The 14,999-nt window shown below is 44.7% G+C and carries 15 protein-coding genes; 11 read left to right on the plus strand and 4 right to left on the minus strand.

Going from position 1 to position 14,999, the window contains the following annotated elements; all coding sequences use genetic code 11:
* Positions 1–121: 121 nt before the first annotated feature.
* Positions 122–817 carry an NAD-dependent epimerase/dehydratase family protein gene (locus AB6D93_RS02560; RefSeq protein WP_102333254.1) on the minus strand — a complete coding sequence of 232 codons (696 nt, stop codon included), beginning with the start codon at positions 815–817 and terminating at the stop codon, positions 122–124.
* A gap of 748 nt (positions 818–1,565) precedes the next feature.
* On the opposite strand from AB6D93_RS02560, the gene AB6D93_RS02565 reads away from it, so the two are divergent.
* The 11 genes from AB6D93_RS02565 (at position 1,566) to AB6D93_RS02615 (ending at position 12,721) form a co-directional block, all read left to right on the plus strand.
* Positions 1,566–2,177, plus strand: coding sequence for a flavin reductase family protein (locus AB6D93_RS02565; RefSeq protein ID WP_017065519.1), 612 nt, complete (start codon positions 1,566–1,568; stop codon positions 2,175–2,177).
* 57 nt (positions 2,178–2,234) lie between these two features.
* On the plus strand, positions 2,235–3,281 hold the full coding sequence (cobT, locus tag AB6D93_RS02570; protein WP_102333255.1) for a nicotinate-nucleotide--dimethylbenzimidazole phosphoribosyltransferase: 1,047 nt from the start codon (positions 2,235–2,237) through the stop codon (positions 3,279–3,281).
* The gene (locus AB6D93_RS02575; RefSeq protein ID WP_102333256.1) at positions 3,281–4,087 is read left to right on the plus strand and encodes an adenosylcobinamide-GDP ribazoletransferase; all 807 of its coding nucleotides are present in this window, start codon (positions 3,281–3,283) and stop codon (positions 4,085–4,087) included. Before cobT ends, AB6D93_RS02575 begins: the two co-directional genes overlap by 1 nt.
* A gap of 9 nt (positions 4,088–4,096) precedes the next feature.
* Positions 4,097–4,717 (plus strand): bifunctional adenosylcobinamide kinase/adenosylcobinamide-phosphate guanylyltransferase, encoded by a 621-nt coding sequence (cobU, locus tag AB6D93_RS02580; RefSeq protein ID WP_102333257.1) that lies wholly within the window; start codon positions 4,097–4,099, stop codon positions 4,715–4,717.
* Positions 4,718–4,726: 9 nt separating this feature from the next.
* A complete protein-coding gene (cobC, locus tag AB6D93_RS02585) occupies positions 4,727–5,344 on the plus strand; it encodes an alpha-ribazole phosphatase family protein (protein WP_017059155.1) in 618 nt (205 codons plus the stop codon).
* A gap of 139 nt (positions 5,345–5,483) precedes the next feature.
* Positions 5,484–7,280 (plus strand): M3 family oligoendopeptidase, encoded by a 1,797-nt coding sequence (locus tag AB6D93_RS02590; protein ID WP_102333258.1) that lies wholly within the window; start codon positions 5,484–5,486, stop codon positions 7,278–7,280.
* A gap of 278 nt (positions 7,281–7,558) precedes the next feature.
* Positions 7,559–8,587: a succinylglutamate desuccinylase gene (locus AB6D93_RS02595; RefSeq protein WP_017059157.1), complete on the plus strand. Its 1,029-nt coding sequence runs from the start codon at positions 7,559–7,561 to the stop codon at positions 8,585–8,587.
* A 133-nt stretch (positions 8,588–8,720) separates the two neighbouring features.
* Entirely contained in the window at positions 8,721–9,716 is a 996-nt protein-coding gene (btuC, locus tag AB6D93_RS02600) for a vitamin B12 ABC transporter permease BtuC (RefSeq protein ID WP_017096955.1), read from the plus strand.
* Positions 9,703–10,461 (plus strand): vitamin B12 ABC transporter ATP-binding protein BtuD, encoded by a 759-nt coding sequence (btuD, locus tag AB6D93_RS02605; protein ID WP_102333259.1) that lies wholly within the window; start codon positions 9,703–9,705, stop codon positions 10,459–10,461. Before btuC ends, btuD begins: the two co-directional genes overlap by 14 nt.
* A 58-nt stretch (positions 10,462–10,519) precedes the next feature.
* The gene (locus AB6D93_RS02610) at positions 10,520–10,879 is read left to right on the plus strand and encodes a DUF6559 family protein (protein ID WP_017066163.1); all 360 of its coding nucleotides are present in this window, start codon (positions 10,520–10,522) and stop codon (positions 10,877–10,879) included.
* 375 nt (positions 10,880–11,254) lie between these two features.
* A complete protein-coding gene (locus AB6D93_RS02615) occupies positions 11,255–12,721 on the plus strand; it encodes a lytic polysaccharide monooxygenase (protein ID WP_102333405.1) in 1,467 nt (488 codons plus the stop codon).
* A 224-nt stretch (positions 12,722–12,945) separates the two neighbouring features.
* On the opposite strand, the gene AB6D93_RS02620 is transcribed toward AB6D93_RS02615, so the two are convergent.
* The 3 genes from AB6D93_RS02620 to AB6D93_RS02630 all read right to left on the minus strand — a co-directional run bounded on the left by AB6D93_RS02620 (position 12,946) and on the right by AB6D93_RS02630 (position 14,896).
* Entirely contained in the window at positions 12,946–13,179 is a 234-nt protein-coding gene (locus AB6D93_RS02620; protein WP_102333260.1) for a hypothetical protein, read from the minus strand.
* A 59-nt stretch (positions 13,180–13,238) separates the two neighbouring features.
* Positions 13,239–13,958, minus strand: a complete 720-nt coding sequence (locus AB6D93_RS02625; protein ID WP_102333261.1) for a hypothetical protein — start codon at positions 13,956–13,958, stop codon at positions 13,239–13,241.
* 98 nt (positions 13,959–14,056) lie between these two features.
* A complete protein-coding gene (locus AB6D93_RS02630; protein ID WP_017070907.1) occupies positions 14,057–14,896 on the minus strand; it encodes a LysR family transcriptional regulator in 840 nt (279 codons plus the stop codon).
* Positions 14,897–14,999 lie beyond the last annotated feature (103 nt).

A 14,999-nucleotide genomic window follows, 5' to 3' on the forward strand; every position in this document is an offset into this window, starting at 1 on the left:
TGCTAAAATAACGTTCTGTTACAAAACGTAAAATAAGGAAAAGTAATTTATTAGAACGATTAGTAATATCCACTCAATGGGATGGGGGGATATTCAACATTGTGATGAATAGGTGAGCTTTTTAGCGATATTTTGCCAATAAATTGAGCATGTCACTTGACGAGTAAATTTCGGTATTTTTGAAATTATTTTCGAATAATCGGAACAACATTGCCTTCGCGACGTCTTCCGCTTGAATAGGGCGTAGGTTTTTGAACTGACCAAACATAAAGGGAGAGACTAAAGGAAAGATGCTTTGCAGGAGTTTTTCATCAGCTCTAGGTTCATCACGCTCACCCACCAGAGGCCCAGGGCGTGCGATGAAAAGCTGCTTGAAGCCAATACGTTTTAAATTTTGTTCCATTTGTCCTTTACAGCGAAGGTAGTGCGAATAGGAATCTGGTGAAGCGCCATAGCTAGAAACGACCGCTACGCGTTGAACCCCAAGAAACTTCATCGACTGTGCGACTTGGCTAACCAGTTCCACATCGATTTTGCGAAGCGCTTCTTTTGATCCTGCCTTTTTCTTAGTCGTACCTAAGCAGATAACGCCAAGATTAGGCGTCGCATACGTGTCATCCCAACTGGTAACTTGCAGGTCGCTGTGAATGAGTGTGTGGAGCTTGTTGGAATCAAACTGTGAATCTAACGCTCGGCGAGATAGGGCATAGATATGATCAACGGCGGGTTCATCGATGAGCAACTTCATCACATGATGACCAATTAACCCGGTTGCACCAGCCACCACGACCGATGTTTTGTCTCCAGAAATGCTCATTTTAATCCCTTCTTCACTCCACAAGTGCTTGTTTAATATAAACAGTGTTTGAATTTTAAGCGAATAAAAGTTTGTTAAACGAGTGGTCAGTAGTATGTGGGGAGTCGCCTGTTTATGGAAAAAGAGATGATTTAGTTTGGCTCGACGCATAAGTACGGTCTGAAGCATAAGTACGATATGAAACATAATGGCGGTGGGAAAGATAAATGCGGTTTGAAACTTAAGTTAGGCGTTAAACATAACAAAGCCCGCTGGGCGACGGGCTTTGTTACTTTTCTTGCTTCTTACTAGGTAAAGGACAGTGGGATTTTCCTTACCTTTTTGCTAGCTTTCTTACTTGATTTATTTGGTTTTCTTTTACTTGAATTTGGAATCATTACACCTCCTAAATCGTTGTTCTGTTTTGTCTTTCTTCGTGTAGCGTCAGTGTTGTGGGCATTCACTGTATGGGTACTTATCAATGGAGAGATTAATAAGTAATTTAGATAACGCATAAACGATGCCAAAATGTAAGTTATTGATAAATCTATTATCAGTATTATCAGTATTATCAGTATTATCAGTATTATCAGTATTATCAGTATTATTTGTGTTTTAGGGTTCGTCAATTTGACTGTCAATCTGAGAAAAAACCAGTGTGATCTGTTTAAATTAAGAACACTCTCTGCGGTTTCTGCCACATAGCCATAGATACAGCCTTGCTTAACACGTAAACTGAGTCGTAATTCACATAGACCAAGGACGTGCTATGAACCTCAAGCTTGATACTCTTGCTCCCACTCAGATTTATCACCTGATGACACAAACCGTTGTTCCTCGCCCGATTGCGTGGGCATTGACGGAATCTTCTGACCAAGAGTACAACCTCGCGCCTTTCTCTTATTTCACGCCTGTTTCTAGTAATCCGCCGTTACTGATGTTATCGGTTGGGAAGAAGCCGTCCGGCGAAATCAAAGATACCACTCGTAATGCCCTAGAAACGGGTAAGCTAGTGATTCACATTGCTTCTTCAAGTTCTGCCGAAACCATGACGGCGACAGCAGCTACCCTTGAACATGGTGATTCGGAAGTCACCGCGAATAACATTGATCTGGTTGAATTTGAAGGCTTCTCTTTACCGAGATTGAAAGAGTGCGCGGTCGCTTTTGGATGCACCTTGTACGAAGTAAAAGAGGTTGGAGAAGTGCCACAAAGCCTTATCTTTGCTCAAGTCGAAACCGTGTACATTTCCGAAGACGTGATCGACAAAGACAGTGAGCGTCTTAAGATCGACGCGTTAGCACTTGATCCTTTATCTCGATTGGGTGGCGGTGAATACGCCACGCTTTCCAATGTGTTTTCTGTCGCACGCCCTAAGTAGCAATACCTAAGTAGCAGCCCTATATCAACGTACCCAGAATAAGCGTTTTTAAAAACTATGTTAGATACCCAATACTCGCAGTACATCCAACACCGAATTGACCAAAAAACCAAGCCACTTGGCGCACTTGGCTTACTAGAAAAAGTCGCACATCAACTGGCTTTGATTCAGAGCCAAGGCAAAGAAGCTGCGGTTGAACACATCGAATTGAATAAGCCAAGTATCATCATTTTTGCTGGCGACCATGGCATTGCTGACGAAGGCGTGAGTATTGCTCCAAGCGCGGTAACACAACAGATGGTGTTGAACTTCTTAAGCGATGGCGCGGCGATCAATTGCTTCTGTGCGGTGAATAATATCGATATCACGGTAGTCGACACGGGGATATTGTTGCCTGTGGAATCAGACAGTGACATGTTGATCTCTCAGCGTTTGGGTACGCGAACCAATAACTTTGCCAATGAAGCGGCAATGATTTTAGAAACGGTTGAACGTGGGATTGAACTGGGTACAGATCTTGTCTCTAGAACCATTTCGAATGGCACCAATATCATCATGTTTGGTGAAATGGGTATCGGAAATACCAGCAGCGCATCAGCGATCTTAAGTGCATTAGCGAATCGTGCTGCAGCGGAGTGTGTTGGCCTAGGCACTGGCATCAACAATGAACAGCTTGCACGTAAAGTGGCTGTGGTTGAGCAAGGTGTCGCGCGTTGCAAAGGTTTAGATGCGAATGAAGTTAAAGATATTAAAGAGGTACTCGCACAAGTCGGTGGCTATGAAATCGTTCAAATGGTCGGTGCTTTCCTTGGCGCTTACCAAAACAAAACCCCAGTATTAGTCGATGGCTTTATCGTGTCGGTTGCGGCGTATGTCGCGACTTTAATTGAACCGAGTTGCCGAGACTATATGATCTTCGCCCATCGCTCTGAAGAGTCAGGACACAAAATTCTGTTAGAGCTGCTCGACGCTGAGCCACTGCTCGATCTTGGATTGAGATTAGGCGAGGGCACAGGTGCTGCGCTAGCTATGCCAATCATTCGTGCGGCAGCCGAGTTCTATAACAACATGGCGAGCTTCGAAAGTGCTGGAGTCACGGTTTAATGAGTGATGCACCAGAAAGATCGTTGAAAGATCGAGTTACTTATCAGTGGGAGCTTTTTGCGCTGGCGATGGGTTTCTTTTCTCGCTTGCCAATGCCGAAAAACACGCCCTATTCTACAGAGCGAATGAACCGTTCTGGTCGCTACTTTTCAACGGTTGGTTTGTTACTTGGTGTTCTGTGTGGTGGTGTGTTCTTGCTACTCGATGCAATACTGCCGAGTGCAGTGGCCATCTTTTTGATGATGAGTTTTAGCCTGATGCTCACTGGCGCATTCCATGAAGATGGTTTGACTGATATGGCCGATGGCATTGGTGGCGGCATGACCCTAGAACGCCGTTTGACCATCATGAAAGACAGTCGAATCGGTACTTATGGTGCGTCTGCTCTGATTATGGCTCTGCTTGGCAAGTGGGTGCTGTTGAATGAACTCATAAGCATGACGGGACTGTTTATGGTAATCGTGACCAGTTATACCTTTAGCCGCGCGATTGCTGCATCGCTAATTTACGACATGCCTTATGTCAGTGATTTAGATACCAGTAAAAGTAAACCATTGGCCAACAAGCAAACCAAAGGCGAACTTGTCTTCTTGTTGCTGGTAGGCGTGCTGCCTAGCCTGTGGTTTGGTCTTGAATTCGCTTTGGTTTTATCTGTCGTCGCCTATCTGTTCAGAACAGGTTTTAAAACGTGGTTATTGGCTCGAATTGGCGGCTTTACTGGCGACTGCTTGGGTGCGGCTCAACAGTTGATGGAGTTGCTGATTTACCTTGTATTCATTACTGCATTTTACAATGGCTTTCTATAACGGCTTCCTATGACCAACACGAATGAAACTATTCAAGCTAATCAAATTAATCAAGCAAGTCAGCGAAACAGCCATTTGGTATTGGGTGGAGCTCGTTCTGGCAAGTCGAGTTTTGCAGAGCAACAAGCATTATGTGTGCTTGAAGCATGTTCAAATGGACGCCTCAATTATATTGCGACAGCGACATATCTTGATGATGAAATGCGAGAACGAATCGCGCACCATCAACAACGTCGTGGCGAGCAGTGGATTGAGCATGAAGTACCCGTCGAATTAGCCGAAAAACTGCAGTCTTTTGAGAAAGAAGATGTGGTATTGATTGATTGCCTAACCTTGTGGTTGAACAACATCATCTTTGAACTGGGTGATGACGCAACTAATGAACAGGTTGAAGCCGTGGTTGAAGTATTGGTCAAAAGCGTCGAGCAAAGTCCGGCGCAAATTATCATGGTCTCTAACGAAGTCGGTTTAGGTGTGGTGCCGCTGGGTAAAGTGTCTCGCTTGTTTGTGGACAATGCAGGACGAATGAACCAAGCGCTAGCTCGCGTCGTTGAGCGCGTCACGCTGGTTGCTGCCGGATTGCCGCTGCACTTAAAACCATCTAATCACTTGCTTGATATTCAAGGCTAGGTCGCACACATGGTCAATGGAACAACCAAAAACATCTATTTGTTAAGACATGGCAAAGTCGAAGGAAAAGCTGCGCTCAATGGTTTATCTGATGTGCTGGTCAACTCTGATCTTCAAGAACAGATATGTGAGGCACTAACTACACAAGACATTACCTTTGATAGCGTGGTTAGCTCTCCACTAAGACGATGTGGTGATCTCGCGAGCTTGTTTGCAGAGCGTATGTCTGTGCCTTTATCAGTTGCATCGGGTTTTCAGGAAATGAACTTCGGTGAAGTAGATGGTGTCCCATTTGATGAACTTGAAGACAAGTGGGGAATGTTAGAAACCTTTTGGAAAGACCCTGCTAATCATCAATTAACTGGCGCAGAAAGTTTACAGAGCTTCCACGACAGAGTAACTCAAGCTTGGTCGCAACTTTTGAATGATTCAAGTGACAACATATTGTTGGTTACTCATGGTGGTGTGATTCGCATACTGCTAGCGCACTGCCTTAATATTGATTGGAAAAACCCGAGTTTGTACTCGAAGTTATCGATAGAAAACGCATCGATAACGCATATTCAAATCACTCAGTTTGCGCAGAGCTTTATCAGCGTTAAATCGATAGGGATACCTGTTCTCTGAGTGTTCAAAAAACACAGTTTAAGAATTAACAATCTTTTAGATCTGTAAATAGAAACAGAAATATAAATAGAAGTATAAAGCGGCGTTCACAGCCGCTATACCTGATTGGTATTACTACCTACGTGAAAGGAATTTAGTCATGACAACACCAAGTTGGGATCTAAGCATTGCTTATAGCGATCTTAATGATGCAAAAATCGAACAGGACATTGAACTCATTCAGCAGTGCATTGAGCTGTTGAACCTACACGTTGAAAAGCGTCATATCATTCTAGCGATGCAAAACGCCATTCAAACTTCTGAAGCGGCAGGCACGTTACTGAGCACAATCAACACCTTCGCTAATTGTCACGCATCGGTAGACGCGACGCACACAGAAGCCAAAGCACTGCTTGGTCGTGTAGCGAAGCTGAACTCTGAAATGTCTCAAGCGTTCAGCCCTTACGAAGACACGCTAATTCACGCAGAGCCAGAATTTATTGATGCAGTATTAGAGCATGAGAGCGCGGATGTTGCAGGGCAACGCTTTGCTATCGAAAGCTCACGTAAGTTATCAAGCAGTCGACTCAGTGTTGCTGAAGAGCAGTTATTAGCTGCGATGAAGGTTGATGGTCGTGACGGATGGGGTCGTTTATACGACAACCTAACCGGATCTTTAAAACTGTCGCTAAAGCTGGACGGTGAAGAGGAAGCCCTAGGTTTTTCACAAGCCGCGAGCCTGTTGTACGGAAGCGAATTCGGCAAACAAGAACCTGCATGGCGCGCCGTTCAAGGCGCGATGAAAACGCATCAAGAGTCTTTTGCTTCGATCCTAAATGCATTGGCGGGTTGGCGACTGACGGAAAACAAAAAGCGCTCGAAGATAAGCGACGTACATTTCCTAGATCCAAGCCTACACGGCAGCCGCATTGTGCCAGAAACGCTAGACACCATGATGTCGGTAGCCAAGGCAAATCGAGCAGTAGGCCAGAAAGCAGGCCTGTTAATGGCAAGAGTTCACGGGCTCGATGAAATGAAGCCTTGGAACCATTTAGCAGCAATGCCACCGCTGGGTGACGCTGAATCTAAGGTTTACCCATTTGATGAGGCGATCGACGTGATCAAAACTGCGTTCGCTGAAGTAAATCCAGAGATGGCTGATTTTGTCGCTTTGATGGTTGATAATGGTTGGATTGATGCCGCACCAGCAGCCAACAAACGTTTAGGCGCTTACTGCACCAAGTTTGCTGCTACACGCACTCCGCTTGTGTTCATGACATGGAGCGGTAGCCGCTCAGATTTAATGACATTGGCACACGAGTTAGGCCACGCGTTCCACAACTGGGTGATGAAAGACATGCCGTTGTGTCAAACACGCTACCCAATGACGCTAGCAGAAACCGCTTCGATCTTTGCTGAAAATATCGTTCGAGACCATTTGTTAAAACAAGCACAAACACGTAATGAGAAACTTGAAATGCTGTGGGAAGAGCTTTCTTCTTCTTTGGCATTAATGGTGAACATTCCCGTTCGTTTTGAGTTTGAAAAAGCCTTCTACGAGCAGCGTGAAAAAGGCGAGCTAACGGCTCAGCAGCTGTGTGACTTGATGGAAACGACTTGGAAAGAGTGGTATGGCGATGCAATGACAGAAGCTGACCCTTACTTCTGGGCGAGCAAACTGCATTTCAGCATCTCTCAAGTAAGCTTCTACAACTACCCATACTTGTTCGGTTACCTGTTCAGTAAAGGTGTTTACGCTCAGCGCGATGCGAAAGGTGAGCAATTCTACAGCGATTACGTTTCGTTGCTTCGTGATACGGGCAGCATGATGGCGGAAGAAGTCGTTCAAAAGCACTTAGGAATGGACCTGACTCAAGCTGATTTTTGGCAACAAAGCATCGACATGGTCAAAGTTCAAATCGATGAATTTGAAAGATTGCTCGATCAGGAAGATTAATTGATCTCAATCTGTTCATAGCAGGTAAGAGCTGTGTTAGCTTACGTGGCTCTTATCTTGCTGGCATAACCTGAGATAAGCCGAAACAACCAAAAGTCTCTTTAAATAGAGAAAGTTATTTGGAACAGATGTCGGTTAGTAAAGTCAGCAGGTAATATAAAAATATATGGGTAGTATTTGTGAGTGATAACGGAGTTTCTGTTGATAAGTGCGATCCTAGCAACACAATTTCTATGTACAATTTATTAACATACGGCCGTGCAATTAAGGAGTAGCGCATGACGAAGACCCTCTTTCGCCAATCATTTCTTTTTGACAGCCTAGATCTTGAGCAAGAAGTGTTTGCAGGACAGACCGTACTGAGTAACGGTGTTCAAATTAAGCTTCATCAACGCGGTGTCTTGGAAGTGATTCCCGCGGATTTTAATTCTGAAACCAAGAACATCATTTTTTCAACCGGTGTTCATGGCGACGAAACTTCACCAATGGAGCTGATCGATAAGCTCATTGAGGATATTGAAACAGGTTTCCAAGTAGTAAACGCGAGATGCTTGTTTATCATAGCTCACCCAGAAGCCACTAACGCGCATACTCGTTTTCTTGATGTGAACATGAATCGTCTGTTTGATGAAAAGCAGTACGAGAGCAATCGAGAAGTGGATATCGCGAAGAACTTGAAGTTCTTGGTGACTGAGTTTTACAAAGAAACGGAACCTGCCACTCGTTGGCATCTAGATTTGCACTGTGCAATCCGTTTATCTAAGCATTACTCGTTTGCAGTGAGCCCTAAAGTTCGCCACGAAGTACGCAGTAAAGAGCTGTTTGATTTCATTAACAGTGCGCACGTGGAAGCAGTGTTGTTGTCAAATGCGCCAACCAGTACATTCAGTTGGTACAGTGCTGAAAACTTCGAAGCGCAAGCACTGACAATGGAACTAGGGCAGGTCGCGAGAATTGGTGAGAACCAACTTGATAAGCTAACGGCTTTTGACTTGGCGATGCGTAACTTGATTGCTGAAGTTGAGCCAGAGCATTTACCTAAGCGAACCATCACTTATCGCGTGAGCAGAACCATTGTTCGTTTACATGATGACTTCGATTTCATGTTCTCAGATTCTGTAGAGAACTTTACCGCGTTCAAGCACGGTGAAGTATTCGGTCATGATGGTGATAAACCGTTAATGGCTAAGAATGAAAACGAAGCGGTGGTGTTCCCTAATCGTAATGTTGCTATCGGTCAACGAGCGGCCTTAATGGTGTGTGAAGTTGAAACGCGATTCGACCATGGTCAGCTTGTGTACGATTAATATCGACTCGGGTTTAAACGACGAAAACAACCGCTCAACTGGTTGAAATATCAAGGTTCACATTACGGTGTGAGCCTTGAGTTTATTTAGGGATACAGGTAAGGTTACGCGAACATTTTCAAAGTAGCTTGATATGGATTTCCAACAACTTCTTCACCAAAAACAGCGCAAATGGACTAGAGCCATTTATCTGATGGCAGCACTGCTTGTCGCGCTGAGTGCGATTTACCTAATGGTTGGCGATCTTTTCATTTCCCCTCTGGGCACATTGTCCACGTTAGAACAAAAACTACTGATTGATTTACGCTTACCTCGACTATTGGCGGCTATTGCTATCGGGGCAGGGTTAGCCGTATCTGGCGCAAGTTTACAAGTCTTATTGGGTAACGTATTAGCAGAGCCCGGTGTGCTCGGCATTTCTGGTGGTGCAAGTTTGGCGATGGTTATCGTGCTGTTCTTCTTGCCGTTTGCTCCCACACCAGAACTGTTCATGATTGCCGCCGTTTTAGGCTCGCTCTGTTTCACCGTGATACTGGTGAGCATGGTAAAAACGATGCGACTCACCACGGCTAAATTACTGCTAGTGGGTGTCGCGTTAGGCATTCTTTCTGGCGCGATGGTGACATGGGCGTTCTATTTTAGTGATGACTTAAGTCTACGCTTATTGATGTATTGGCTGATGGGCAGCTTAGGTGGCGTCACTTGGTATCAACACTCGCTCACGTTGGTGATGATCCCCGTGATTATTTGGCTGTGCCTGCAAGGTAGTAAGCTAGATAAGTTAATGATTGGCGAAACGCATGCCGCACAGTTAGGCGTAAACGTACCGAGATTGCGCTGGCGTCTAATTTTCGCCGTGTCTATTTTAGTCGGCTGCGCGGTAGCTTTAGGTGGCGTGATCAGCTTTGTTGGCTTGGTTGTGCCACACTTATTGCGTTTAGCGATTGGTACTGATAACAAATACCTTCTTCCTTTGTCTGCCGTTGCTGGCGCTGCGTTGTTGGTGTTTGCTGATATCTGTGCAAGAACCTTATTAGATTCCGCAGAGCTGCCTTTGGGTGTGATGACCACCAGTATCGGTGCGCCTATCTTCATTTGGATGTTAATTAAAAATCATGATTCAAATTAAGAGCCTGAGCGTCGGCGCTCGTTTATTACCACTCTCATTCGAGCTCAAGCAAGGGCAGGTGACTCACGTTATCGGCCCTAATGGCAGCGGAAAAAGTACCTTACTCGAAGCGATATCTGGTATTGGTGATGGCTACAAAGGTGATATAAAGCTCGACGGGCAGGATTTGTCGGAGCTGTCTTTACAAGATTTATCATTGCATCGTGCTTACTTGTGCCAAAGCGCAAGGCCAGCCTTCAACTTAGAAGTGTTCCAATATCTTGCATTGTCACTGCCAAGCTCCTCACACGGCCTTGATGCTGAAATCAACGCAGCTTTGGAAGAAATCAGCCAGATGCTAGACATTGCAGACAAACTTCATCGCTCAATTCAGACACTGTCTGGTGGTGAATGGCAACGCGTACGTTTGGCGGGAATGTGCCTGCAAATTTGGCCGACACTTAACCCATACGCGAAGCTGCTGATCCTCGACGAACCCGCAGCTCCGTTGGATATTGCTCAAGAAGCCTTGTTGTACAAGCTCATTGAACGAGTGGCAGAGAAGGGCATCGCTGTGATCATGGCTAACCATGATTTGAACAGAACACTAAGACACGCAGACCAAGTGTTGTTGCTCGATAAAGGTGTACTTCAAGCATCAGGCTCAGCTGATCAAGTGCTTACCCCTGAGCAGCTAGAGTCCGTGTTCAACACCGAAGTCAAAAGTATCTCAGTCGACAATCAGACCTATCTTTTGTTTGGTTAAAAGACTAATTAGTTAAGCTGCTCATTGGGTTTAAGGCGAGTTAGTAAAGGAAGCAAATATGTTTAGATATATCCAAAGAAGAAGAATCAAAAAGGTGATTAAGTCATTGTCTGCAAAGATGGTGAAGAGCTACGGAAGCCGTGATTTCTTCTCTATTGGGCAGGTTGAAACAAGTTCTCGTGAGTTGAGTAAACGCCAACAACAGATTGCTTTAGCCTTGTTTGCGGATCCACAAGATCTTGCTGTTGAATTAGCTCCAACTATTCAGTTGCTGCGTAATGATGTGTCTAATGACTTCTTTGGCGGAGAAGACTACACAGCGCGAGATGTACTTAATCTATTGGGTGGCGGCGGTTGGAAGGGCGGTCGTATGGACGATGACATGTCACATCGCATGGGCATGCATAGCCGTTATTAAATATCTTCTTACTACCTAACGCCTTTATATCCCCAAAGCGGCTTAATCATAAAGCCGCTTTTTTATTCATTCCGAATAATGTTCCCTCAATCAACATAGAATACTGAAACGTCATAATTCGAAGCAACATCATCTATCTACAACGCATTTGTTTGAGTTGTGTGATGCTGATTCCTATCAATATAAAACCCGCTGTTATTGATAAAATTGACGTATATATTTTTCGTTGTTCTTTAAGTCAGAAACTATAAACCTTCGAATTACAGTGCTGGTTGGTTAGTAACCAATTGGTTTTGTGTTTAGGGTAAAATAATAGAGAGTGGGAAAGTGACAACAATAAATAATAATATTCTAAAAATAGCAGTGGGTATGGCTATGCTATCGAGTGTGCCGTCAGTGGCAAATGCTCATGGTTGGTCTGAGTTTCCAAGCGCGCGTCAGAACACGTGTTACGAGCAAGGCGGGATTTGGTCGGGTACACCACCTAATGCTGCGTGTGCTCAAGCAAAAGACATTTCGGGTTCATACCCGTTTGTTCAACGTAACGAGTACGCGAAAAATATCCAAGATTTCAACAACATCAATGCTGTAAAAGCGGCGATTCCTGACGGCACGTTATGTTACGCCAATGATTCGCAAAAACGCGGCATGGGTGCACCTCATACAGGCTGGACTCGTACCGAGCTAAATACTGGTACATTTGAATATGTATTCAATGCGACTGCACCACACAACCCGTCATTCTGGGAGTTCTACCTAACCAAACCAAACGCCGACCTAAGCAAAGGCCTAGCGTGGGGAGACTTAGATCTTATCCAAGAAGAGGGTAACGTTCCGGTTAATGGCGGCAAGTACCGCATTAATGTCACTATTCCTTCAGACCGTTCTGGCGATGCGATTCTATTCGTTCGTTGGCAACGTGACGATGCTGCAGGTGAAGGTTTCTACAACTGTTCAGACATCACTATCACGGGGGGAGCAACTCCACCACCAGATCCTACACCTCAACCTGATCTAGTCCGTGGCGACCTGTTTGTTTCTGACCAGTTTGGTACGCCAGAAATTGGTGATACGGTTAAGTACGACATCATCAACAAGTACGGTGAAGTCGCGCGTAGCTTCGACATCGTTATCGACGCTTCAAACGTTAACGATTGGGCTCGCTTGTTGGCTTCAGAGATTAACGGCTGGCACGAAGAGTTTAAAGATGGCGCGATCTTCATTGGTGATTGGCACGCTGAAATGCAGCACTACATGTACTTCCAAAACGATCCTTCACGTAACTTCTTTAACTCAAAAGATAGCCGTGCTTCTGGTCAGTTAACGCTGATTGATGGTGGCGACGGTGGTGTTGAACCATTAAAAGGCGACATCTACGAGCTAGTGAAGAGTGACAACGTAGTGAATGCTGGCGACAAAGTTGTAATTGCAACAAGCGAAGCGGCGACATTGACTCAAACTCAAGGTACTTCTGTAAGCATTCAAAATAACGGCACGGCTTCTATCGTAGTTGATACCACTGGCATCACTGCAAACGAAACTTTATCGTTTATGGCTAGCTCGATTGAAAGCGACAGTGTTGAAACCTTCACTTTTGAAGTAATTGCTGATGACGGTGGCGTAACACCAGACCCAGATCCAACGCCGGATCCTGATCCGACTCCTGACCCAGACCCTACGCCAGATCCAGGTACGTGGGACTCATCAGCGACTTACCTTGGTGGCGAAGTCGTGACTTACTCGAACCAGTCATGGAAAGCACAATGGTGGGTTCAAGGTGGTACTAACCCTAAAGCGACTTACGAAAATGACAAATGGGGCGTTTGGCGTCCAGCCAACTAATCTTAACTATTGTTAGTTAATTAGCCTTGCAATAATAACCAAGACACCACACTTTTTGACGAGTGTGGTGTCTTTTTTAGCGTCTGCATTTGCGGTTTTGAATGTCATCAGCCTAGAAAAAGTGATTCAGGAACGGAGTCTTAATCACTCAGCACGGCTCTATAAGAAGATGAGAGTTATATAGAAAACAAGAGCTATATAACGTTTTGTAATGTGTTGAAGAATTATTCCAGAGTAAGGTTTTGCTTAATCTCATCGTTAAGATACCCCTGATCAAAATCTGGTGTCATGAATTCGACGAAGGAGGAGTCTAGATAGCTGGTTTCTAGATAACTCGACTCTAGATAATGGAAATCTAAGTGATCAGCACTTGCGTAGGTGGGAATCGCAGAAAACAAAACGATACTGATCGCTGCAGCGATATTAATGACTTTGTTACGTTGAGAAGTAATTTTCATAGTAGTGCCCTCGAAAGGTGGGCAAATCCATCTGCCTATGAGAATTGAATCTGAGATATTTAGAAGTCGTAAGACAAACCAAGTGTGATGATGCTGTCGTTGTCGATCGGGCCCATCGATTGGCCGTTCAAGTAAAGGTCACCTTCGTTGGTGTTGAAATAGGTGTATTTCACGTAGGGTGTCCAGTCGTCGATGCTCTTAGAGAGAACGACTTCGTGTTCATTGGTACGGTAGTCGCCTTGATGAAAGATTACGTTGTCATCGTTGTGGGTAAACCCGCCATTGGATCCATCACTGTTTTCGTGAGTGTATTGGTAAGCTAAATCCCAGCCTGAGAGTGAGTACCCCGCACCGGCGATGAACTTATTAGTGTTGATCGTGGTGTCGCTTACATTCTCGAGTACTTGCCCTGACTGGTTATATCCCAATCCACTGAATACATTGAAGTTATCATTGACTTGGTAATCAATAATACCTTCGATTAATAACTCTTCACCGTTGTCCCATTTACCGAGTTCACCGTATAGGTTGAACGTGAAGGACTCGCTGATGTGAAAGTCGTGGCCGTAACCCGCTGCTAACCAACCTTGGTCATCAAAACCTATATAGACTTGTCCATTTTCTGAGGTATCGATTAATGCGCCAGCTTCTGTGGTGTAGACACCGTTATCAGCAGCATTAGAGGCAACGTTTTGTTCGATGTAAACTTGAGTCGAAGTCGCAAACGCTGCGCTGCTGAGTAACGTAAGTGGTAGAGCAATAAGGTTAAGTTTTTTCATGGATTCTCCAGTGTCGTTCTATTGAATTAACTTGCTGGAGAGTATGTGATTAAATTGAATTTATATTAATAGGGTTAACTTTAGTTAAAACCTCAGTTTCATTTATGTTTTCTTAATGCCGACTTGATTGCTTCGCGGGTTTTGATGTGTTGTTCGTCGTTAGCGTAACGGCGGTGATAGAGCATCCGAAACGTGATCGGTCTTAATTTGATGGGGATAGGGTGAACGCGTAAGCCAAGCGCCGGTGCGAGCATTTCTGCAAAAGAACGAGTAGAAGCGGCAATATAATCCGTCGTGCTCGCCAAAATCAGCATGCTTGAAATTGAGCTGGTTTCAATTCTGACTTTTCTCGGCTCGATATCGCTCTCTGATAAAAACTCGACTGTGTTCATGTTGGCGCGTTTGATCTTGAGTGCAATATGTTCCTCTTGGAAATACTCCTCTTTACTCAGTGTCTCACCAATTCGAGGGTGGTTAATTCGAGTCAGACACACGGGTTCCTCATCGACGATGGTTTCTTCAATCAATGAGTGTTTCTTACTCGAAAGTACATCAATGACGATATCCACTTTTTGTGCAGTAAGCGCATCAAACAGTTCTTCCTCTTCGAGCGGCGCTTCCGTAAAGCTTACGCCTTCAACCTGGCTAACGAAATGAAGCAAGCTCTCTGTGCAATAGACTTTAAGGTCATTCTTTTGCTGCTCAACCGTTCCAATGATGTTCAATGGGTCTTCTATCTTATTAGCGAGTGATACCGCTGCTCCAGTGGGCGCGATACCTCGCCCTTCTCTCACAAATAAAGCCTTGCCCACGACCCCTTCGAGCCTCTTAATCGCCGCGCTTACCGCGGGTTGAGAAATATCGAGCTGCTCTGATGCCACGGTGATAGAGCTGTGTTTGTAAACGGCCAAAAATGTCGTCAGTAGATTAAGGTCCAAATTCAGTTCCCTCTATTCTTATTGCCACTCATCCAAATCATGGTGGAGTCGTTATTAACTCATAAATGAAATGGAGGTTTTAAGTAAAGTTTACACTATATAT

The organism is Vibrio sp. 10N.247.310.23 (assembly GCF_041467155.1).
Lineage (GTDB): Bacteria > Pseudomonadota > Gammaproteobacteria > Enterobacterales > Vibrionaceae > Vibrio > Vibrio crassostreae_C.

Excerpts from the sequence above, each read along its gene's own strand:
- AB6D93_RS02560 (WP_102333254.1), bottom strand. The coding sequence starts at position 817 with ATGAGCATTTCTGGAGACAAAACATCGGTCGTGGTGGCTGGTGCAACC.
- AB6D93_RS02565 (WP_017065519.1), top strand. The coding sequence starts at position 1,566 with ATGAACCTCAAGCTTGATACTCTTGCTCCCACTCAGATTTATCACCTG.
- cobT (WP_102333255.1), top strand. The coding sequence starts at position 2,235 with ATGTTAGATACCCAATACTCGCAGTACATCCAACACCGAATTGACCAA.
- AB6D93_RS02575 (WP_102333256.1), top strand. The coding sequence starts at position 3,281 with ATGAGTGATGCACCAGAAAGATCGTTGAAAGATCGAGTTACTTATCAG.
- cobU (WP_102333257.1), top strand. The coding sequence starts at position 4,097 with ATGACCAACACGAATGAAACTATTCAAGCTAATCAAATTAATCAAGCA.
- cobC (WP_017059155.1), top strand. The coding sequence starts at position 4,727 with ATGGTCAATGGAACAACCAAAAACATCTATTTGTTAAGACATGGCAAA.
- AB6D93_RS02590 (WP_102333258.1), top strand. The coding sequence starts at position 5,484 with ATGACAACACCAAGTTGGGATCTAAGCATTGCTTATAGCGATCTTAAT.
- AB6D93_RS02595 (WP_017059157.1), top strand. The coding sequence starts at position 7,559 with ATGACGAAGACCCTCTTTCGCCAATCATTTCTTTTTGACAGCCTAGAT.
- btuC (WP_017096955.1), top strand. The coding sequence starts at position 8,721 with ATGGATTTCCAACAACTTCTTCACCAAAAACAGCGCAAATGGACTAGA.
- btuD (WP_102333259.1), top strand. The coding sequence starts at position 9,703 with ATGATTCAAATTAAGAGCCTGAGCGTCGGCGCTCGTTTATTACCACTC.
- AB6D93_RS02610 (WP_017066163.1), top strand. The coding sequence starts at position 10,520 with ATGTTTAGATATATCCAAAGAAGAAGAATCAAAAAGGTGATTAAGTCA.
- AB6D93_RS02615 (WP_102333405.1), top strand. The coding sequence starts at position 11,255 with ATGCTATCGAGTGTGCCGTCAGTGGCAAATGCTCATGGTTGGTCTGAG.
- AB6D93_RS02620 (WP_102333260.1), bottom strand. The coding sequence starts at position 13,179 with ATGAAAATTACTTCTCAACGTAACAAAGTCATTAATATCGCTGCAGCG.
- AB6D93_RS02625 (WP_102333261.1), bottom strand. The coding sequence starts at position 13,958 with ATGAAAAAACTTAACCTTATTGCTCTACCACTTACGTTACTCAGCAGC.